The sequence below is a fragment of the Cognatundibacterium luofuense genome (genome assembly GCF_018139685.1).
GTDB classification, from domain to species: Bacteria; Pseudomonadota; Gammaproteobacteria; order Burkholderiales; family Burkholderiaceae_D; genus Undibacterium; species Undibacterium luofuense.
Window position 1 is genome coordinate 52,361 of sequence record NZ_JAGSPN010000014.1, and the last position, 22,126, is coordinate 74,486.

A 22,126-nucleotide genomic window follows, 5' to 3' on the forward strand; every position below is an offset into this window, starting at 1 on the left:
CTGAGGATGTTCAGACTGCCCGTAAAGCCTGCTCGATGTCTGCCCAGATATCGGCCACATCTTCCAGACCCACCGACAAGCGCACCAGTCCATCGCTGATGCCATGGGCTGCACGCTGTTCGGGTGTGTAGGTTGCATGCGTCATGCTGGCCGGATGCTGTGCCAGCGATTCAGCATCGCCAAGGCTGACCGCACGACTGATCAGTTTCAGTGCATTCATAAAACGAATACCGGCTTCCAAACCGCCTTTCAGTTCAAAGGCAATCATGCCGCCGAAACGCTTCATCTGACGTTTTGCCAGTTCATGCTGCGGGAAACTCTTCAGACCCGGGTAATACACCACTTCGGTCAGCGTATGCGCCTGCAGTTTTTCTGCGATGATTTCTGCGCTGTCGCAATGGCGTTCCAGACGCAGCGACAAGGTTTTCATACCGCGCATAATCAGCTGCGCATCATGCGGTGACAAAGCTGCGCCAGTCATATCTTTCAAGCCGTAGACGCGCACATTCAGCGCCAGCTCAGGATCTTTGAATACCGCAACACCGGCGATCAGATCACCGTGTCCGCCCAGATATTTGGTGGCAGAGTGCAGCACGACATCCGCGCCCATCGTCAGCGGACGCTGCAGATACGGCGTGCAGTAAGTGTTATCGACCACGGTTTTCGCGCCGTACTGGGTTGCCAGCGCACAGACCGCAGGAATATCCACCATACGCATATTCGGATTGGCCGGCGTTTCAAAATACACGACTTTACGCGCCGCCTTGCTGGCCGCCAGTGCCTTTTGCAGCGCGGCGTGATCGTTCATATCAACGTATGTCAGATTGATCCCGAATTTCGCCAGACCAGCATTGAAGAAGGCAAATGTGCAGCCATACAGCGTGATATCGGCGATCAGATCATCGCCCGGTTCCAGCATCGTCCACAAGGTTGCCGTCACTGCGCCCATACCTGAGCCAAACGCGACTGCACCACCGCCCTGCTCCAGACTGGCCATACGTCCTTCAAACAAAGCCAGCGTCGGATTGGAAATGCGTGTGTAGAAATGACCTTTTTCTTCGCCGGCGAAACACTTGGCACCGTATTCAATATTCGGAAAAGAAAAAGTCGAGGTCTGAAACAGTGGCGGCACCAGTGCGCCCTGATGCGCCTGTGCGTCATAGCCAAAGTGGATGGCGCGGGTATCAAAACCGGCTTCGGTATCGTGGCTGTGTGCAGCCTGTGCATCGTTTTGCATATTGTCTCCGTTATTGTTTTCGCCTGTTCCGGCAATGATGTGCGGGATGACCGCTACCTGCCTATTCTGCGCTTGTAAGGAAACAAAGTTCTGGCAAATATCTCAGACTTCCACTAGCATCTAAGGCAGATTTATCCCTCAATCAGCCTGATGAAACAAGATTCTTGCCATGAAAACGATAGATGCAACGGATAAAAAAATTCTTACAGAATTACAGCGTGACGGTCGCCAGAGCATCGCAGAGCTGGCCGACAAAGTGAACTTGTCGCAATCGCCGTGCTGGCGACGTGTACGTCAGCTGGAGCAGCAAGGCGTGGTGCAAAGCTATGGCGCACGGCTGGATCGCAACCGCATGGGCTTCGGCGTGACCGGCTTCGTGCATTTACAGCTGGAAGGGCATTCTCCGGAAATTACCAATGCGTTTGAACGCGAAGTGGTGGCGCTGCAGCAAGTCGTGGCTTGTCACAACTTATCCGGCAAATACGACTACATGCTGGAAGTGATTGCAGCGGATCTGGAAGAATTTTCGAATCTGCTGCGCAATCAGATCCGCAGCATTCCGGGCGTGAAAGAAATTTCGACCAGCTTTTCGCTGAAAGAAGTGAAACGCACCGACGTGGTGCCGGTGCTGTAAGACAAACGATCAGCGACGGGAACCGGAACGGTTTTCTGTCGCTTTTTCCGGCTGGTATTTCAGTTTGTACTCGATACGCTGACGCTCTTCCGGCTGGATTTTGGACGCGAAATTCTGATTCAGGAATTTCCAGGTATCGCTTTCCAGCTCTTCACAACGCAGCACCGCACGGCTTTTCGGTGCATGGCGCTGATGGTATTCAATCGTATCCAGCTCTTCCTCACGCTGCTTTGCAACGTACTGTGCCTGACGACGATTGCTGTACAGCGCTGCTTCCTGATTTTTCACGAAGCGACGCTGCGGGATTTCACACTGATCACGAAAAATCATCCGGATATCTTCCTGTATCCGCGCATAGCACTGCCCCATGCGGTAGTTGATAGTCCAGCACGACTTGTCCAGATCATTCTGGCCATTCATTTCAGACAAACGCTTGGCGACACCGGGATCAGCCACTTCCTTACTTTTTTCCGGCGTTGCCGCTTCACAAGGTTTGTCGGTATAGATGGACTGACCGGAGGCCGTCACGCATTTACGAATCTGTGCACTGGCTGCGCTACAGCACAGCAAACCAACAGCGCACACAATCCAACGAAGAGAAGGAGAAATCGACATACCGGATGAACAGAAAATTATACGGAATGCATGATTCTACCTGCCGCCGGAATCAGTGACATGTAAAAACGCATCGCAGCGAATCATTTTTTGCGGATTGCGGCAATTTATGCACAAGGTTTCCTTCCGCTACCAACCCGCCTCCGAAAAAGCAGCTATTTGCCAGACGAACATTGCTTGCTTACCGGCAAACCCAAGTCCGTTCGCACCCTTATATCGGCATCAACAAAGGCTGAACGAAGGCCGTACTATGCAAAGATCGTCATTACATATTTCCGGAAGCCCGGACTTTCTGCCGACGACCGCCGGATCGCTGTGCCGGAATCTGCATTTGAGGCATTTTCAGGCGCTTTCCGGCACATTCCGGCAGTTCTGGACGCTGACAGATGCTGCGAAAGCGTCCCTCAGGCGTTGGGACAAACTCGGTCCACAACAACCGCCATGCTGACTACAGCGGCGTCAGATGCCATACCGCTTCCGTTGCCGCCACCTTGCCCTTCAGGCCACCTTCCACATCCACCCTGTCCAGCAAATGCAGTTGATAACTGTCGGCGTAATGCTGGCTGATTTCTTCAGGCAGAATCGCAAACGGTGGCCCGTCTGCCGCCAGCTGATCGTATTCATACGCAATCAGCAATTGCGGTGCATGTCCCGACAAAGCGCGCAGATGCCGGGTGTACGCGCTGCGCATGTCCGACGGCAGGGCAACCAGTGCCGCGCGGTCGTACACCGCATCCACCGTCCCCAGCAGATCCGCCTGCAGGCTGAAAAAATCGCCGCAGTAAATCGCGATGCTTTCCGCCTGATAGCAAGTCAGCGCACCACAATCCGACACTTCAGGCGTCACACCCAGTTCAGCAAAAAACGCTTCCACCGCCAGCTGACTGAGTTCCGCACCGCGCACCTGATAACCCTGTTCCAGCAACCACACCATATCGCGGGTCTTACCGCACAAAGGCAGCAATACCGTTTGCCCGCGCTGCAAACCGAGCGCGCTGAAATGCTGTACCAGCAGCGGATTGGCTTCACTCAGATGAAACCCTAATTCGCCACGCTCCCATTTCTGATGCCAGAAATCTGCTTCCATTCCGTACTCCTTCTGCAAAATGTATTTTGATTGCGCCTAGAATAGCAGTTCAAGTCAACTTGAAGTCAAGCGGGGGAAAGCGATGCGCGATATCAGCGAAGTCAGTCAGGCCAGCGGCATACCCGCTTCGGCCTTGCGCTATTACGAAGAACTGGGATTGATACAGTCAGCCGGAAGAAAAGGCTTGCGCCGCCAGTACGCGCCCGCCGTGCTGTCCAGACTGGCGCTGATCAGCCTCGGTCAGCAAGCCGGATTTTCTCTGCAGGAAATCGCAGCGATGCTGGGTGACGACGGGCAGATTGCACGGGAACCGCTGCATGAAAAAATCGCAGAACTCGATCAGCAAATACGCCAGCTGAAAGCAGTACGCAACGCCCTGTCCCACGCCGCCGTCTGCCCTCACCCGCAGCATCTGGATTGTCCGAAGTTTCAGCAACTGTTGCAGATAGCGCAGAAGCGCAAGCAAAGGAAATTACGTGGTGGCAGGAAGGAAGAACCGCGCTGACTCAGTAGCAGATGCAGGAGCAGCTGAGAAAACAGGCCGACACCGCCGTTTTAGCCTCAAATGCGGTGTTCAGCACAGCGATCTGGCGGTCGTCGGCAGAAAGTCCGGGCTTTCAAAATCGGGGAATGACGATTTCTGCACAAAAACATCCTCAGCATCAGTATCAGTATCCGCGCCAGAGAAAAGTCAGCGCACAAAAACAAAGCCCGTGAAGATTGCGTTGCAATATTCACGGGCTTCTGACTACCGGATTTGTCTGCTGCAGGATTGCTCCTGCAGCACAGCATGATTACTTCTTACGCTGCGGTGGCATATCGGTACAAACGCCTTTGTACACTTCTGCCGCCATACCGATGGATTCACCGAGGGTCGGATGCGGGTGGATGGTTTTGCCGATATCGATCGCATCTGCCCCCATTTCAATCGCCAGCGCCACTTCACCGATCATGTCACCGGCGTGGGTACCCACGATACCGCCGCCGATAATGCGTTTGGTTTCCGCATCAAAAATCAGTTTAGTGAAACCTTCATCGCGACCATTGGCCACCGCACGACCGGAAGCCATCCACGGGAACACGCCTTTTTCGACTTTCAGGCCTTTGGCTTTGGCTTCATCTTCGGTCACACCTACCCATGCAACTTCAGGATCAGTGTAAGCAACGGATGGAATCACCTGTGCATCAAAGTAAGCTTTTTCGCCGTGTGCCGCTTCTGCTGCCACATGCGCTTCATGCACTGCTTTGTGTGCCAGCATAGGCTGACCGACCAGATCGCCGATCGCGAAGATATGCGGCACATTGGTGCGCATTTGCTTATCAACCGGAATAAAGCCGCGCTCATTCACAATCACACCGGCTTTATCAGCCGCCAGTTTCTTACCGTTCGGGCTGCGGCCAACAGCAACCAGTACCAGATCGTACAGTTGCGGTTCCGGCGCTTTTTCGCCTTCGACTGCAGCAGCGAAACTGACTTTGATCCCTTCCGGCAAAGCTTCTACGGCAACCGTTTTGGTTTTCACCATGATGTTGTCGAAGCGGTGCTCATTGTGTTTCTGCCAGACTTTGACCATGTCGCGGTCTGCGCCCTGCATCAGGCCATCCATCATCTCAACCACGTCGATGCGTGCGCCGAGTGTGGAATACACCGTTGCCATTTCCAGACCGATAATGCCGCCGCCGATGACCAGCATGCGTTTAGGAATCTGGCGCAATTCCAGCGCGCCGGTGCTGTCCACGATACGCGGATCTTCCGGTACGAAAGGCAGTTTCACCACAGATGAACCAGCGGCAATAATGGCTTGCTTGAACTGCACCACTTTTTTGCTGCCATCTGCTGCGGTCACTTCAATATGGTTGGCGCTGAGGAACTGGCCAACACCCTGCACCACATTCACTTTACGCGCTTTCGCCATACCAGCCAGACCGCCGGTCATTTTCTTGATGACGCCGTCTTTGTAAGCACGCAGTTTGTCCAGATCCACTTCCGGCTTGGCGAAGCTCACACCGTTCGCTGCCATGTGCGAGGTTTCATCGATCACCGCAGCCACGTGCAGCAATGCTTTGGACGGAATACAGCCAACGTTCAGACAAACACCGCCCAGCGTTGCGTATTTTTCGATCAGCACAGTTTGCATGCCCAGATCGGCTGCGCGGAATGCAGCGGAATAACCACCCGGGCCACCGCCGAGTACCATCATTTCGCAGTCAATATCGACCGGTCCCTGATAGCTGGAACCTGCCGGTGCTGCGACTGCCGGTGCTGCCGGTGCAGATTGCGCAGGCGCTGCAGTTGCAGCAGCCGCCACCGGAGCAGCAGCAACGCCGCCTTCGCTGGTTTCCAGCACCAGAACGATACTGCCTTCAGCTACTTTATCGCCCAGCTTGATTTTCATTTCCTTCACCACACCGCTGTGGCTGGAAGGAATTTCCATACTGGCTTTGTCAGACTCAACCGTAATCAGCGACTGATCTTTTTTGACGCTGTCACCGGCTTTGACCAGCACTTCGATCACTTCCACTTCTTTGAAGTCGCCGATGTCCGGTACTTTGACTTCAACGATGGCGCTGACAGCCGCGGTTACTGCTGCCGGAGCCGCTGCAGGCGCAGCAACTGGTGCCGCTGTGGTCGCCGGTGCAGGAGCTGCAGCCGGTGCTGCAGTACTTGCGGCGCCTTCTGCTTCCACGATCAGCACGATGCTGCCTTCAGCAACTTTGTCACCCAGCTTGACCTTCATTTCTCTCACCACACCAGCATGGCTGGCAGGGATTTCCATACTGGCTTTGTCGGATTCCACGGTGATCAGGGACTGATCTTTCTTGATCGTGTCACCAGCTTTGACCAGTACTTCGATAATTTCGACTTCTTTGAAGTCACCGATATCCGGTACTTTTACTTCGATCAGGCTCATGCGTCTCTCCTATCAGAGCAAAGTCTTACGCATATCGGCCAGAATATCGGCCAGATAAGCAGCAAATTTGGCAGCCATCGCACCGTCGATCACGCGGTGATCATAAGACAGCGACAGCGGCAGCATCAGACGTGGCTGGAATTGTTTGCCATCCCAGACTGGTTTGATCGCCGATTTGGACAGACCCAGAATCGCGACTTCCGGCGCATTGATGATCGGGGTGAATGCTGTACCGCCGATACCACCGAGCGAAGAAATCGTAAAGGTTGCGCCCTGCATATCTGCCGGTTTCAGTTTGCCGTCACGAGCCTGCGCTGACAACTCACCCATTTCTTTCGCGATTTCAGAAACGCTCTTCTTATCTGCGTTTTTAACAACCGGCACCACCAGACCATTCGGCGTATCTGCTGCGAAGCCGATGTTGTAGAACTGCTTCAGAATCAGATTTTCGCCGTTTGCATCCAGCGACGCATTGAATGCCGGGAATTTTTTCAGCGCGGCAACGGATGCTTTGATCACGAATGCCAGCATCGTCAGTTTCACACCGGATTTAGCCAGCGCGTCATTCGACGACTTACGGAATTCTTCCAGTTCAGTGATGTCCGCTTCTTCAAACTGCGTTACGTGCGGAATCATGACCCAGTTACGGTGCAGATTCGGGCCACTGAGTTTCTTAATGCGGGACAGCGGCTGCAGTGTGGTTTCGCCGAACTTGGAGAAATCCAGCGATGGCCATGGCAACAGGTTCAGGCCTGCGCCGCTGCCATTGACCGGTGCTGCCGGTGCAATCGCTGCAACCGCAGTGCTGCCAGCCATAATGCCTTTAACGAAGTTTTGTACGTCTTCCTGCGTGATACGGCCTTTGGCGCCGGAACCGGCAACGCGGCTCAGGTCAACACCCAGTTCACGCGCAAATTTGCGCACAGACGGCGATGCGTGGGATTTGCCAGCCGGTGCAGTAGCGACCGGTGCAGCAGCAACCGCTGCCGGCGCTGCTACTGGCGCAGGTGCCGGAGCAGCGGCCACTGGTGCTGGCGCGGCAACCGGTGCCGCAGCAGGTGCAGGTGCAGCTACCGGTGCGGCAACAGCAGCGCCTTCCGCAGCTTCCACCACCAGCAATACCGTGCCTTCAGCCACTTTATCGCCCAGCTTCACTTTCAATTCTTTGACCACACCAGCGTGACTGGATGGGATTTCCATACTGGCTTTGTCGGATTCGACAGTGATCAGCGACTGATCGACTTTGATGGTATCGCCTACTTTGACCATTACCTCAATGATTTCCACTTCTTTGAAATCACCGATATCCGGTACTTTGACTTCCATTGTGCTCATTCTTTTCGCTCCATAGTGCTGAGAGTTCTGTCAGTGCCGCTGATGCAGCACTGACGCGGACGAACCACTGATCAGACAGTGACCGGATTTGGTTTATTCGGATCGATGCCGTATTTCGCAATCGCCTGTGCCACAACAGATGCAGACAACGTACCTTCATCTGCCAGCGATTTCAGTGCAGCCACCACCACGAAGTAGCGGTTAACTTCAAAGAATTCACGCAGTTTTGCACGGGTATCGGAACGGCCGTAACCGTCGGTTCCCAGCACTTTATAGCTGCGGTCACGCGGTACAAATGCACGTACCTGTTCTGCGTATGTACGCATGTAGTCGGTCGATACCACGATCGGGCCTTGTGTATCTTTCAGACATTCAGTGATGTATGGCAGACGTGCAGTTTCAGTCGGGTGCAGCATGTTGTAACGTTCTGCATCCTGACCATCACGGGCCAGCAGAGTGAACGATGGCGCAGACCAGACGTCAGCAGCGATACCCCAGTCGTTTTTCAGCAGATCCGCTGCAGCGATTACTTCGCGCAGGATCGTGCCGGAACCCATCAGTTGTACACGGTGCTTGGTGTTATCTTCCGCTTTCTGGAACAGGTACAGACCTTTGATGATGCCTTCTTCCTGACCGGCTTTCATACCAGGATGCGCGTAGTTCTCATTCATCACGGTGATGTAGTAGAACACGTCTTCCTGATTCGCAACCATGCGGCGCAGACCATCCTGAATAATCACGGCAACTTCGTGTGCGAAGGTCGGATCGTAAGGTACGCAGTTCGGAATCGTGGAAGCCAGCAGATGGCTGTGACCGTCTTCATGCTGCAGACCTTCACCGTTCAGCGTGGTACGACCGGCAGTACCGCCGATCAGGAAACCACGTGCACGCATATCACCGGCAGCCCATGCCAGATCGCCGATACGCTGCAGACCGAACATCGAGTAGTAGGTGTAGAACGGGATCATCACACGGTTATTGGTCGAGTACGACGTCGCCGCAGCGATCCAGGAGCTCATACCACCGGCTTCATTAATACCTTCCTGCAGAATCTGACCGGCTTTGTCTTCGCGGTAGTACATCACCTGATCTTTATCGACCGGTTCGTACAACTGACCCAGCTGGCTGAAAATACCGATCTGACGGAACAAACCTTCCATACCGAAAGTACGGGATTCATCCACCATAATCGGTACGATACGCTGACCGATACTGCTGTCACGCAGCAATACATTCAGTACACGTACATAGGCTGCGGTCGTGGAAATTTCACGGCCTTCCGCAGTTGGTTCCAGCATCGCCTGAAGTGCATTCAGTTCAGGCACAACCAGTTGCTCATCGGCTTTCTGGCGACGTTGCGGCAAATAACCACCCAGCGCGCGGCGACGCTCCTGCAGATATTGCATTTCCGGCGAATCATCGGCTGGTTTGAAGAACGGAATCGCTGGCAGTTGCTCATCAGAGATCGGCAACTGGAAACGGTCGCGCATTGCGCGGATTGCTTCATCATCCAGTTTTTTGGTGTTATGCGCTGTGTTACGTGCTTCACCAGCTTTGCCGAAGCCGTAACCTTTAATACTTTTCGCCAGAATAACGGTTGGCGAACCTTTGTTTTCCTGTGCCGCTTTGAACGCAGCATAGATTTTGTGCGGATCGTGGCCACCACGGGTCAGACGCCAGATATCGTCATCCGACATTTTGCTGACCATTTCCAGCAGTTTCGGATGTTTGCCGAAGAAATGCTGACGAACGTATGCGCCGTCTTTCGCTTTGTAGTTCTGATATTCACCGTCCACGGTTTCCATCATCACTTTTTGCAGAATGCCGTCTTTATCTTTTGCCAGCAGCTCATCCCAGCCGCTGCCCCAGATCACTTTCACGACGTTCCAGCCTGCACCACGGAAATCGGATTCCAGTTCCTGAATGATTTTGCCATTGCCGCGTACCGGGCCATCCAGACGTTGCAGGTTACAGTTGACCACGATCACCAGATTGTCCAGCTGTTCACGGCCAGCCATACCAATCGCACCCATGGATTCCGGTTCATCCATCTCACCGTCACCGCAGAATGCCCATACTTTACGTTTTGCTGTGTCAGCAATACCGCGTGCATGCAGGTATTTCAGGAAGCGTGCCTGATAAATCGCCATCAGCGGGCCCAGGCCCATCGATACCGTCGGGAATTGCCAGAAGTCAGGCATCAGTTTCGGATGCGGATAAGAAGACAAACCTTTGCCGTCTACTTCGCGACGGAAGTGCAACAATTGCTCTTCAGAGATACGGCCTTCGAGGAAAGCACGCGCATAAATACCCGGTGCAGAGTGCCCCTGAATATACAGCAGGTCACCGCCGTGTTCTTCAGTCGGCGCATGCCAGAAATGGTTAAAGCCTATGCCCAGCATATTCGCCAGCGATGCAAAGGAAGACAAGTGACCGCCGAGGTCGCCGTCAAAACGGTTGGCTTTCACCACCATTGCCATCGCATTCCAGCGCATGTATGAACGCAGACGTTCTTCGATTTCCAGATTGCCGGGGCAGTGTTCACCTTTGTCGGCAGGAATCGTGTTGATGTACGCTGTGTTCATCGAAAACGGAATATCCACGCCACGACGACGCGCCAGATCAGACATACGCTCCATCAGATAGTGGGCGCGTTCCGGACCCTCAACGTCAATCACGGATTCGAGCGCATCCAGCCACTCCTGGGTTTCCATCACATCGGGATCATTTTCGGCTTGCGCCAGCACTTTATCAATTTGGGGTGACATGTTTCAGGTCTCCGGTTGATGCGCTTCGTGAAAGCAGCGCGTTTTGGGATTCAGATTTCTAGACTTTTTACAGAACGGAAGAATTCTAACAGGCCTTTTTTCATTTTCCAAATAGCGATATGCGATTTCATAATGCGGGATTTTGTTTGCGCCGCAACAAAATCTGTTGATTTTTCACGATAAGAAATTCCAGGGTTCTTTTTGCTGTTTTCTGGTGCAAAAACACAAAAAAACAGGGCGATGATTGCTCATCGCCCTGCTCAACCGGATCTGAAGAACATCCGGATTCCATGTTTGCTGTTGTTACACAGTCACATCATGCATTATTTGAATGTGTACTTCGCACCGACTTTGAAATAACGGCCAATTGCACCGCTTGCATCCATCGGGTTGTAGCTCATACCACCGTAAGTCAGCGGATCCAGTGGTGCAACTTTGTCAAACACGTTTTGCACGGAACCGAAGATTTCCAGGTTTTTCATTGCTTTCCAGCGGAAAGACAGGTCCAGTGTTGTGAAGGAAGCAAGCGAGCAGTCTGCTGTCGGTGCAGGACTACCGTTAGCCAGCTGAGATGCACACAGATCGCCTTCAAAATACACATTCTTCATTTTGCTGCGGTAGTTGACGTTACCGGTTACGTTCCAGTCACCTCTGTCCCAGCCGAGTACGAAGTTCACTTTGTCTGCAGGTGTACCAGCGCAGTTAGAAGTGTCGCAGTTACCGTGAGTGCCTGCATATTCGTAAGAAACACCGGATTTTTCCACTCGTTTCCAGGAAATAACGTGCGTCCAGCGCAGGTCTGCAGTCAGCTTGCCGTATTCACCCAGTGCAAAACGTTGTTTCGCATCCAGATCCAGGCCACGTACTTCGGTGTAGCTGGAGTTACGGTAAGGCGCTTTGGAAATCAGCAGCGTACCGGTGTTAGGAACAACCACGCCATTGATGGTCAGGTTGTTGTCCTGACGAATCGCTGTTGGCAGTGCGGCTGCTTCTGCATAAGCCAGCGGATTGATTTCGTTAGAACGTTTGATTTTCCATGCATCCAGCGCAATCGATGTGTTTGGCAGCGGATCCAGAACCATACCCAGCGTGTAGCCTTTGGATTTTTCCGGTTGCAATGACGGATCACCGACTTTTACCGCAGCAACTGTCAGAGAGCAATCTGTTGCCGTTGCACCCGGCAGTGGTGTGCCGTTCGGGCAGCGAACAGGATCACGCACGGTAGCAGAACCGGTGCTCTGGCTGGTCGCACCGGATTCAGCAGCGCCCGGCGCACGGAAACCCTCAGAGTAAGTACCGCGCAGTGCCAGTTCTTTCATCGGTGTCCATTTCAATCCCAGTTTTGGTGTTGTGGAATTGAAGTTGGTGTATTTGTCGTAACGCACAGCAGCAGATGCTTCCAGCGATTTAACGATCGGCGCCAGCATCTCTGCATACAGAGCGTAAACTTTTTCGTCGCCTTTCGCGGCAACATAGCTGGAGTTGATAGAACCGTCCTGTGTACCAGTCAGGGAAGGGCTATCGTAGCTCTCTTTACGGTATTCGGCACCGACTGCAAGACCCATCGAACCGCCTGGCAGTTTCATCAGCTCACGCGATGCCTTGAAGTCGATAATATCCATGCTTGTACTGCCATCAGCGGTTGCCGTAGTACGCAGTGCGTTGTACAGAGCTGCAGAGTTTTTATTTGCCTGTGCACCGATGTAGTAAGGGAAATACTGGCTTGTCGGATCACCCAGCGCAGACTTCAGCACGGACATGTTCAGCATGTTCTCGTAAGTCAGCTTCAGCTTGGATTCAGAGTGCAGAATAGCTGTATCAAAATCCCAGCCAGCGTATGCGCCTTTCAGGCCCACTACCAGGCGACTGAAATCATTGTCTGCGTTACGGCGTTGTGCACCGATATCAAACGCTGCGTAACGCACACGTACAGGTACGCCGTATGGGTTTTGCGGATGTGTGGCTGCCAGCAGAATGCTTGTGCCATAGTTAATCACACCGGATGAATTACCTGCATTTGGCGGGAACGCTACGGTTGGGGTGATACTTGGTGGGGTCAGGCTGAAACCGGTTTTGCGGGAAGAGTAACCAAACTCCGCATATGCCTGCAGATCTTCATTGATTTTGAACGTGCCGCGGCTGGCAATATTCACGCCTTCGATTTGCGGCTGCATGGAACGGAACTGATCCTGATACCACAAGCAACCACCACCCGGATCCTGATTTGTTGTTGTCGACAATGTGCCGCAACCTGGCAGAGAAACATAGTTCAGTGTTTTCGGATCACGGATAGAACCTGCAGGGCTGGCAGCAGCCGAGTTGTTACCGGAAATATAGCCGGAAGCAAACTGCGTAGCCATCGGGTAACCCCAAGGACGCAGATCACCCGCGCCAATCCAGTCACGACCTGCACGGTCTTTGTTATAAATCTCATTCGATTTATAGACTTCAAAGTTTGCCATGACATTGTAGCGATCAGTGTCGTAGTCACCGAAGCCAACTGTCAGTGCAGCTTTTGTCTGGTTATTGTCATGATATTTCGATGTACCTGCGCTCGCAGTCGCGACGATGCCCTGATAGTTTTGCTTCAGAATGATGTTGACTACACCGGCAATCGCATCCGCACCATACACCGCAGAAGAGCCATCCTTCAGGATCTCGATGCGCTCTACCAGCTCCATAGGAATAGTGCTCAGGTCAGTGAAGGTTTTCTGACCGTCATCTGCACGACCGAACGATGCCATACGGCGACCGTTCAACAGCACCAGTGTCGATGTCGCACCCAGACCGCGCAAAGAAATTGCAGTAGAGCCCGCGGCAAAACCATTGCCGAAACCGGTTGGCAAAGAACCGGCACCATCCGCAGACAGACTTTGCAGGTATTCAGCAACAGTCGCTTTACCTGATTTATCAATATCCGCACGGCTGATCAGTTGAATCGGAGAAGCTGTTTCAGCTTCAGCACGTTTAATGTTCGTACCTGTCACTTCAACACGCTGCACTTTTTCTTGTGCCATCGCCGGCATTGCTGCCAGACCTGCACCCAGAACCAGGCTGCCAGAGAATAAAATCCGTAAGGATTTGGCAATCGTTTTTTCGCTATACATCGTCACACTCCATAGTTTTAGATTTTTGATGCTGATCTGCGAGCAGAAAATTTTCCCATCAAATTTCGGCGAATCACCAAAACAGTGAAAAATGATTTTCAGAATCAACATGAAGCCACGGCAGTGATTTAAGTGTCAATTAATACGCTTTGCTTCGTCACACAAATGCAACATATTTCCACTTTTATTAGCAATAAATCAGCATAAGAATCCTGAGAATTCTTACTTATTTTTGACGCAAACGATTGCGCATGACGTCCAACCGGTTTTTACCCCCTGCAGTCCGGCGAGCACATGCTGATCACTTATAATTCTGCCTGACGAAATTTTTTACCATCCTCTCTCAGCACATCATGACTGCTCAAATCATTAACGGAAACGAACTCTCCCAGCAAATCCGCGCAGAAGTTAAAAGCCGCGCCGCTGCCCTGACTGAAAAAGGTAGCCAACCCGGTCTGGCAGTAATTCTGGTGGGCGACAATCCGGCTTCTCAGGTATATGTCCGCAATAAAGTAAAAGCCTGTGAAGATTGCGGCTTTTATTCCATTCTGGAAAAGTACGACGCTGACCTCAGCGAAGAGGCGCTGCTGAGCCATATCGACCGCCTGAATCAGGACCCGAAAATTCACGGTATTCTGGTGCAATTGCCGCTGCCAGCACATATCAATGCCAATAAAGTCATTGAAGCAATCGCAGCAGAAAAAGATGTGGATGGCTTCCATATCAGCAACGCAGGTGCACTGATGACAGGCCAGCCTTTATTCCGCCCTTGCACACCGTACGGCGTGATGAAAATGCTGGAATCGATTCAATATCCGGTACGCGGCGCCAATGCGGTGGTAGTTGGTGCTTCCAACATCGTCGGCAAGCCGCAGGCAATGTTGCTCTTGCAAGCGGGTGCAACCGTCACCATCTGCAACTCCAAGACACGCGACCTCGGTGCACACACACGTAACGCCGATATCCTGGTTGTTGCTACAGGCAAACGCAATCTGGTCACCGCTGATATGGTGAAGCCAGGCGCAGTTGTCATCGACGTAGGTATGAACCGTGATGATGAAGGCAAGTTATGTGGTGACGTTGATTATGCCGCGATAAAAGAAGTCGCTGGTTACATCACACCGGTACCGGGCGGCGTCGGGCCAATGACCATCACGATGCTGCTGGTCAATACGATTGAAGCTGCTGAAAGAAACTGAGAATGAACAACAATCCTTTGCTGGACTTTTCCGGGTTACCACGTTTTGCGGATATCCGCCCTGAACATGTTGCACCGGCCATTACTGAATTACTGGCACAGGCGAATACAGCACTGGAACAGGTATCCGCGGCAGAAACACCTGCCGAATGGGATCAGGTTGTAGTTCCGCTGGATGATGCATCAGAACGACTTGGTCGTGTATGGGGCGTCATTTCCCACTTAAACGCAGTGGCTGACACAGCCGAGTTGCGTGCTGCGTACAATGAAATGCAACCGGCTGTCACCGAGTTTGGCACCCGGGTTGGTCAGAGCCTTGCACTTTTCGGAAAGTACAAAGCGCTGGCCGCAGCAAAGGATTTTGATCAGTTACCTCAAGCCCGTAAAACGATCATCGGACATGCACTGCGCGATTTCCGGCTCGGCGGTGCGGAGCTAAATGAGGCAGACAAAGTACGTTTTGCAGAAATTCAGGAAAAGCAGGCAAGTTCAGCGATCCGTTTTTCTGAAAACGTGCTTGATGCTACCAATGACTTTGGATTGTTCGTTGAAAACATCAGCGAGCTGAGTGGCTTGCCTGAAGATGTGATTGCGGCCGCCCGCGCAGCAGCAGAACAAGATGGTAAAACGGGTTACAAATTCACCCTGCATTTCCCTTCCTATTTTCCGGTACTGCAATACGCAGATCAGCGCTCACTGCGCGAAGCAATTTACCGCGCAAACGCAACCAAAGCATCCGAATTAGGTGCTAAGCCGGAATGGGACAACAGTCAGGTCATGACCGAGTTACTGCAATTGCGCAAAGAAGAGGCACAGTTGCTGGGTTACCCGGCTTACGCAGATGTATCTCTGGCCGCCAAAATGGCTGAGTCTCCGGCACAGGTCACTGCATTTCTGGAAGATCTGGCGCAGCGTGCACGACCGTTTGCTGAAAAAGATCTGGAAGAATTGCGTACGTTTGCCGCCAGTGAACTGAATTTGCCGGATCTTCAGGCGTGGGATGTCACCTATGCGTCCGAAAAACTGCGCCAGCAGCGTTACGCTTTTTCAGAACAGGAAGTGAAAGAATACTTTCCTGAAAACAAGGTTCTGGCAGGTCTGTTTAATGTTATTCAGCGTCTGTTCGGCGTCAGCATTCAGGCTGAGCCAACCGCAACCTGGCATCCGGATGTGAAATTTTTCCGCATTGAACGGAATGGTCAGTTGCTGGGTCAGTTCTATCTGGATTTGTACGCACGTGCAGGCAAACGCGGTGGCGCCTGGATGGATGATGCTCGCGGCAGACGTGCATTAAAAGACGGTATTCAGACGCCGGTCGCTTATCTCGTTTGCAATTTCTCAGCACCAGTCACTCTGAACGGCGTACAACGTCCGGCACTGTTTACACACGACGACGTGATCACCCTGTTCCATGAATTCGGGCACGGATTACACCATTTGCTGACGCTGGTCGATGAACTGGCTGTTTCCGGCATTTCCGGCGTTGAATGGGATGCGGTCGAGCTGCCATCGCAATTTATGGAAAACTTCTGCTGGGAATGGGACGTGTTGCAATCAATGACAGCTCATGTCGATAACGGACAACCGTTACCGCGCAGCCTGTATGACAAGATGATCGCTGCTAAAAATTTCCAGGCTGGCTTACAAACCCTTCGTCAGGTCGAATTTGCCTTGCTGGATATGAAACTGCATCATCAGGCGGAAATCAGCGATGCTGCTTCCGTGCAATCCGTCATCGACGAAGTCCGCAAGCAGTTTGCTGTTCTGATCCCGCCGGCCTTTAACCGCATGCAACATTCGTTCAGCCATATTTTTGCGGGTGGTTATGCAGCCGGTTACTACAGTTATAAATGGGCGGAAGTGCTTTCCGCAGATGCGTATGCCGCATTCGAAGAATCACGTTCTGCTGACGGCAGCACTTTATCCGCAGAAACCGGACAACGGTTTCTGAAAGAAGTGCTCGAGGCAGGTGGCTCTCGTCCGGCACTGGAGTCCTTTACCGCATTTCGCGGCCGTGCTCCGGATATCAGCGCACTACTGCGGCATAGCGGAATGACCGCCTGATACACCGGAGTTTCTTATGCGGCATTTAAAGCAGTTTTTCAGTCTCAGTCTGGCGGTCGCCTGCCTCGCCGGAGCAACGGCGGCGCAAGCACAGTTGTATAAGTCGGTCGGCCCTGATGGTCGCTGGATTTATTCTGACACACCGCCACCTCCGGGACAAAAACTGGTTGAAACCCGCAGTCTGAGCAAACCTGCCAATACCGCCAGCTTGCCGTACGAACTGGCGCTGGCGGTACAAAATGCGCCCGTCACCATTTATACCGGCAATAATTGCGGACCATGCCAGGATGCGAAGAATCTGTTGCGATCACAAGGCGTTCCTTACACCGAGAAAACGGTGACTACCGATCAGGATATTGAAAAATTCCAGCAGATATCCGGCGATACGCAACTACCGTTCTTACAAATCGGCGGACAGCGTTTGCGTGGATTCACACCGGAAGAAATCCGCCAGGCATTGCAAAATTCAGGTTATCCGGCGTCGAGCCGCCTGCCCTCTGATTATAAAAACGCACCACCGGAAGCCCTGGCTCCGGTTACAGCAACGCCACCTACTGCAGTGACAGAATCAAAAAATTCCCGCAAAAAAGCGCAGAATATTCCTAAACCGCAAAAACAGGAGCAAAATACCGCTTTTCAGTTTTGAACGCGGTATGCGCATAGACTTTCACAGCAACGTTGCTGACAGATTAAGTTATTGTTGCCGCCTGATCCGGAAAGCGTATCAGGCGGATAACCACATAACGGTATTTCATCCGGACAGCCGCCAGTTGCGCATTCTTGATGAAGCACTGTGGACTATTTCCGAACAGGAATTCATCCCGCACGCCAGTGCTGACAGCGCACAGTCGAAGTATTCTGCCGTACTTCTGACAGCCGCTGAACCGACTCCCGTGCAGACAGACAAAACCAGCATCCTGCTGAATTTGTCCCAGTACACACCGCAGCAGTTCGCACAATTCGAGCGCATGATTGAAATAGTCAGTCGCAATGAGGATGATATCCAGGCTGGTCGTCAGCGTTACCGTCAATATCAGCAATCCGGCCACGAGTTACATCATTTCCAGGCGACCGCATGACCACTGTAAACGACGCAAACATCCCTGTTTTAACAGAAATAATTGAAGCTATTGAAGAAAACAGTGCATCAGTCAGTGCTGCAGTGGTGCCTGTATCTCCTGTCATCTCTGACGACATTCCAGTTCTGGACACGCCACTGATGACAGACAGTACGTCTACAATTACCGATAGTCCTGTTACTTTATCTGGCGCCCCGGAACTGGATTGGGACGCAATGGAACTCACCGTCAGGGAGGCCGTACTGAAGCAGGTACTGACCCGGGTTGATTTTGTGCTTGAACACCGGGTCCGCGACGGACTGGCTGATGTTCTGCAAACTGCTGTCGATAAGCTTGCAGATGAAATCCGGATTGGTCTTGCCAACTCTTTAAATGAGCTGGTAACCCGCTCTGTGCAACAGGAATTGTTAAAAATACGTTCCGGCAAAAACGGCAGCTGAGTCAAATCCAGTCCTCGTTTGCAGCTGCAGCAATCAGGGCTGTACCATTTACTACATTTACCCTCATTCCTCCCGAAAGTGAGTTACGCCAGTATTTTTTTGGCCGCATGGCAATATTCACTTTTCCAATATACCAGTGCCATATTTGACATGGTAAGCTACAACTTCATTGTGCGACATCAACGCGTAAAAATTTTCCGAAATAATCAGCTTTGGAAGTTGTTGTTTATTACTCGTGCAGTTTCTTTATTCCTAAAATAACAAGGTCAGAATATGAACTGGTTTCGTAACCTCAGTATCGGCGGAAAACTCATCGCGGCATTCAGTGTACTTATTGTTTTGAATGTATGCCTTGGGCTGTTTTCACTCTCATCGCTGGTCAAACTGAATCATGCATCCTCATTTATTGCAACGGATTCCTTGCCAAGCGTTGAGTCTGTTGCCAAGCTGCAATTATCAACAGCGCGTTTTCGTATTTCAGAAGCCAGCCATATCGCTGCGGCAAGTGAGACTGATATGCAAAGCAATGAAAAAGCGATGACGAGCCGCCTTGAAACCCTGAAAAAGCAACAAACAGAATATGAAAAAGTTCCTGCAGCAGATGAGGAGAAAAAATCTTATGCAGAGTGGAAAGATTTACTGAATCAGTACCTGAAAGTTAATCAGGCGATGTTGCAACTGTCGCGCGACGGCAGTAAAGAAGATGCCCGCAATATGTTTAAAGGCGAGTCCAATAAGCTGTTTCGTGCAATGAATGAAAAGATCGAATCCATTTCCAATCAGAACGAAAAAGCAGCTGACGAAGCGAGTGAGCAGGCAAATTCAGTATATGAAAATTCCAGAAATGGCGTGATTGCTGTCATTCTGCTGATCGTGGTTGCAGCAATTGCACTGGCTGTATTCTTTGCACGCTGGATCGCAAGTCATCTTGAGCATGCAGTGTCCGTCGCAGAGTCCGTCTCAAAGGGGGATCTGACTCGTCACATTGAAGTGCGCTCCACGGATGAAATCGGCCGGTTAATGAACGCAATTTCTGTCATGAGCAATAGCCTGCAAAGACTGGTGGGTGAAGTCCGGCACGGTGCAGATACAATTTCCATCGCGTCGTCGGAAATTGCACAGGGCAATCAGGATTTATCTAACCGTACCGAGCAGCAGGCTGGCTCACTGGAGGAGACTGCCTCCGCAATGGAAGAGCTGACCTCTACCGTCAGGCAGAACGCAGCCAGTGCCATCGCTGCACAGAAGCTTTCTCAGAATGCAGCTGCCACTGCCAATGAAAGTGGAAATTCGATCTCTCAACTGACCGCAACCATGCAGGAAATCAGCGAATCGTCCGGTAAGGTCACAGATATTATCGGTGTGATCGATGGCATCGCTTTTCAAACCAATATTCTGGCGCTGAATGCCGCTGTAGAGGCGGCAAGAGCCGGCGAGCAGGGCCGAGGATTTGCCGTGGTAGCGTCGGAAGTACGTACGCTGGCACAGCGCAGTGCTGCTGCAGCACGTGAAATCAAAGGCTTAATTGACGACTCTGTTAATAAAGTTGAGTCGGGCAAACAGCAAGTTCAGCGTACGGACAGCACCATCCGGCAGTTAGTATCCGACGTCAATAAAGTCAGTGAAATGATCAGTGAAATTTCATTAGCCAGTCAGGAGCAAAGCAGCGGAATTGAAGAAGTAAATCAGGCCATTATCCAGATGGATGAAGCGACTCAGCAAAATGCGGCACTGGTTGAAGAAGCGGCCGCAGCATCCAAAGCGCTGGAAGATCAGTCCGCACATCTTGCAAAACTGACCAGTATTTTCCGTCTGAACCGATAACCGGAAGGCACACACCGGCGAACTGGTGTGTGCCGCTGACCCAGGCTTTTTCCACAGCGGCAAAAACGCATCGGGTAACCAACCCACTCCGTACCGCCAGATAAATGTTGCATCCTCCCCACAAAATCAGACTATCAGCATCTCTTCAACCGCAATTCTGTGCAACCGGAAATCAAAATTTCACCTATACCTGATTCAGCAATCGGTTGATTGTGCACCGCAATAAAACGACCTCAAAAATATCCGCCTCACGAGGTTGCAAGATCGCAAACTATGCGAAAAACCACCTGCTTCCGCGACATCAGGCCGAAAAAGTCGCCGTTTGCCCTTCTCTGTATAAGATTGTCAGAGAGGCCACTACACCGGAAAGAGATAAATCTGCACAGAAATAAAAACGGCAATTTTCCTTTCCTTCATTACTATGCCGCCGCACAAAAAAAGTGCGCGGCACACTGCAGCATTGCGCTTTTTTGTGACGTACAAAAATTGTCCTTTTCAGTAAAAAACCGCACAAAATCGCTTTGCTAAACAATTTTTCTGATGTACCTTTTATTTTATTCAGTTGTCTGAATAAGTTGGTTAAGCAATTACCTTGTCCTACTTGATAAACCTTAGGAGTACATACATGTCGTTCAAAACTAAAATGATTCCACTGGCTGGCGCAATTGCCTTCGCTTTCGCCGGTACTGCAGCGGCTCAGGAGATGGTGGTTAAAATTGGTCACGTTGGTCCTGTTTCCGGCGCGATTGCTCACCTGGGTAAAGACAACGAACTCGGCGCGAAAATGGCGATCGAAGATCTGAATGCCAAAGGCGTGACCATCGGCGGTAAAAAAGTGAAGTTCGAACTGCTGGCAGAAGATGACGGCGGCGATCCTAAACAAGGTACAACCGTTGCTCAAAAACTGGTTGACGCGAAAGTTAACGGCGTTATCGGCCATTTGAACTCCGGTACAACGATCCCTGCTTCCAAAATTTACAACGATGCAGGTATTCCACAGATTTCCCCTTCCGCAACTGCTGTTCCTTACACCAATCAGGGCTTCAAAGGCGCATTCCGCGTTGTAGCGAATGACGGTCAGCTGGGTGGTACACTGGGTCGCTTTGCTGTGCAAATCTCCAAAGCGAAGAAAATTGCTGTCATCGACGACAAAACAGCATACGGTGAAGGCGTTGCAAAAGAATTTATCAAGGGCGCAAAAGGTAAGGGCGCAGAAGTTGTTGCGACTGAGCATACAACTGACAAGTCCAATGACTTCGCAGCGATTCTGACCACCATCAAAGCAAAACAACCAGACCTGATTTTCTTTGGCGGTATGGACGCAGTTGCCGGTCCTATGCTGAAGCAAATGAAAGCACTGGGTATCAATGCTAAGTTCATGGGTGGTGACGGTATCTGTACCGCTGACTTGCCTAAACTGGCTGGTGACGGCATCGGCGAAGGCCAGGTAGTTTGTGCTGAAGCAGGTGGTGTTCTGGAAGCTCAGAAGAAAATCAGCGATGACTGGAAAGCAGCATTCAAGAAAAAATATGGTGTTCAGGTTCAGATCTATGCACCGTATGTTTACGATTCCGTCATGGTCATGGTTGAAGCCATGAAACAAGCCGGTTCCGCAGAACCAGCGAAATACCTGCCAGTACTGAAGAAAATCAAATACCGCGGCGTAACCGGTGACATCGCATTTGATGACAAAGGCGACATCAAAGACGGTACACTGACTCTGTACACCTACAAAGGTGGTCAGCGTGAAATCCTGAGCGTGACAAAATAATCGTCAGCATCCGGTAAAACAAAAAGCCCTGCAATTGCAGGGCTTTTTTTGGTCT

At 51.6% G+C, this 22,126-nt stretch carries 16 protein-coding genes; 9 read left to right on the forward strand and 7 right to left on the reverse strand.

Annotated elements, in window-relative coordinates; translation table 11 throughout:
- Positions 1 to 10 precede the first annotated feature (10 nt).
- A complete protein-coding gene (locus KDM89_RS16370; RefSeq protein ID WP_212689000.1) occupies positions 11 to 1,237 on the reverse strand; it encodes a methionine gamma-lyase in 1,227 nt (408 codons plus the stop codon).
- Between the two features lie 169 nt (positions 1,238 to 1,406).
- On the opposite strand from KDM89_RS16370, the gene KDM89_RS16375 reads away from it, so the two are divergent.
- Positions 1,407 to 1,871 carry an Lrp/AsnC family transcriptional regulator gene (locus KDM89_RS16375; protein WP_212689001.1) on the forward strand — a complete coding sequence of 155 codons (465 nt, stop codon included), beginning with the start codon at positions 1,407 to 1,409 and terminating at the stop codon, positions 1,869 to 1,871.
- Positions 1,872 to 1,880: 9 nt separating this feature from the next.
- Here the strand turns inward: KDM89_RS16375 and KDM89_RS16380 are convergent, their stop codons facing one another.
- Positions 1,881 to 2,486 (reverse strand): DUF4124 domain-containing protein, encoded by a 606-nt coding sequence (locus KDM89_RS16380; protein WP_212689002.1) that lies wholly within the window; start codon positions 2,484 to 2,486, stop codon positions 1,881 to 1,883.
- 448 nt (positions 2,487 to 2,934) lie between these two features.
- Positions 2,935 to 3,573: a thiopurine S-methyltransferase gene (gene tmpT / locus KDM89_RS16385; RefSeq protein ID WP_212689003.1), complete on the reverse strand. Its 639-nt coding sequence runs from the start codon at positions 3,571 to 3,573 to the stop codon at positions 2,935 to 2,937.
- 82 nt (positions 3,574 to 3,655) lie between these two features.
- Between tmpT and KDM89_RS16390 the strand changes: the two genes are divergently transcribed.
- A complete protein-coding gene (locus KDM89_RS16390) occupies positions 3,656 to 4,078 on the forward strand; it encodes a helix-turn-helix domain-containing protein (protein WP_212689004.1) in 423 nt (140 codons plus the stop codon).
- Positions 4,079 to 4,367: 289 nt separating this feature from the next.
- Here KDM89_RS16390 and lpdA read toward each other — a convergent pair whose 3' ends face one another.
- The 4 genes from lpdA to KDM89_RS16410 form a co-directional block, all read right to left on the reverse strand.
- Positions 4,368 to 6,485: a dihydrolipoyl dehydrogenase gene (gene lpdA / locus KDM89_RS16395; RefSeq protein WP_212689005.1), complete on the reverse strand. Its 2,118-nt coding sequence runs from the start codon at positions 6,483 to 6,485 to the stop codon at positions 4,368 to 4,370.
- Positions 6,486 to 6,497: 12 nt separating this feature from the next.
- Positions 6,498 to 7,820 carry a dihydrolipoyllysine-residue acetyltransferase gene (aceF, locus tag KDM89_RS16400; protein WP_212689006.1) on the reverse strand — a complete coding sequence of 441 codons (1,323 nt, stop codon included), beginning with the start codon at positions 7,818 to 7,820 and terminating at the stop codon, positions 6,498 to 6,500.
- A 71-nt stretch (positions 7,821 to 7,891) separates the two neighbouring features.
- Positions 7,892 to 10,588, reverse strand: coding sequence for a pyruvate dehydrogenase (acetyl-transferring), homodimeric type (aceE, locus tag KDM89_RS16405; protein WP_212689007.1), 2,697 nt, complete (start codon positions 10,586 to 10,588; stop codon positions 7,892 to 7,894).
- A gap of 323 nt (positions 10,589 to 10,911) precedes the next feature.
- Positions 10,912 to 13,695, reverse strand: a complete 2,784-nt coding sequence (locus KDM89_RS16410) for a TonB-dependent receptor (protein ID WP_212689008.1) — start codon at positions 13,693 to 13,695, stop codon at positions 10,912 to 10,914.
- Positions 13,696 to 14,048: 353 nt separating this feature from the next.
- On the opposite strand from KDM89_RS16410, the gene folD reads away from it, so the two are divergent.
- The 7 genes from folD to KDM89_RS16445 all read left to right on the forward strand — a co-directional run bounded on the left by folD (position 14,049) and on the right by KDM89_RS16445 (position 22,071).
- Positions 14,049 to 14,894, forward strand: coding sequence for a bifunctional methylenetetrahydrofolate dehydrogenase/methenyltetrahydrofolate cyclohydrolase FolD (gene folD / locus KDM89_RS16415; RefSeq protein ID WP_212689009.1), 846 nt, complete (start codon positions 14,049 to 14,051; stop codon positions 14,892 to 14,894).
- A gap of 2 nt (positions 14,895 to 14,896) precedes the next feature.
- Complete coding sequence (locus KDM89_RS16420) at positions 14,897 to 16,957, forward strand: M3 family metallopeptidase (RefSeq protein WP_212689010.1); 2,061 nt, start codon at positions 14,897 to 14,899, stop codon at positions 16,955 to 16,957.
- Between the two features lie 16 nt (positions 16,958 to 16,973).
- A complete protein-coding gene (locus KDM89_RS16425) occupies positions 16,974 to 17,603 on the forward strand; it encodes a glutaredoxin family protein (protein WP_212689011.1) in 630 nt (209 codons plus the stop codon).
- A 7-nt stretch (positions 17,604 to 17,610) separates the two neighbouring features.
- A complete protein-coding gene (locus KDM89_RS16430) occupies positions 17,611 to 18,036 on the forward strand; it encodes a DNA polymerase III subunit chi (protein ID WP_212689012.1) in 426 nt (141 codons plus the stop codon).
- Positions 18,033 to 18,476 (forward strand): hypothetical protein, encoded by a 444-nt coding sequence (locus KDM89_RS16435; protein WP_212689013.1) that lies wholly within the window; start codon positions 18,033 to 18,035, stop codon positions 18,474 to 18,476. The genes KDM89_RS16430 and KDM89_RS16435 overlap by 4 nt, the downstream gene beginning before the upstream one ends.
- Before the next feature lie 273 nt (positions 18,477 to 18,749).
- Complete coding sequence (locus tag KDM89_RS16440; protein ID WP_212689014.1) at positions 18,750 to 20,300, forward strand: methyl-accepting chemotaxis protein; 1,551 nt, start codon at positions 18,750 to 18,752, stop codon at positions 20,298 to 20,300.
- Positions 20,301 to 20,925: 625 nt separating this feature from the next.
- Entirely contained in the window at positions 20,926 to 22,071 is a 1,146-nt protein-coding gene (locus KDM89_RS16445) for a branched-chain amino acid ABC transporter substrate-binding protein (RefSeq protein ID WP_189358415.1), read from the forward strand.
- Positions 22,072 to 22,126 lie beyond the last annotated feature (55 nt).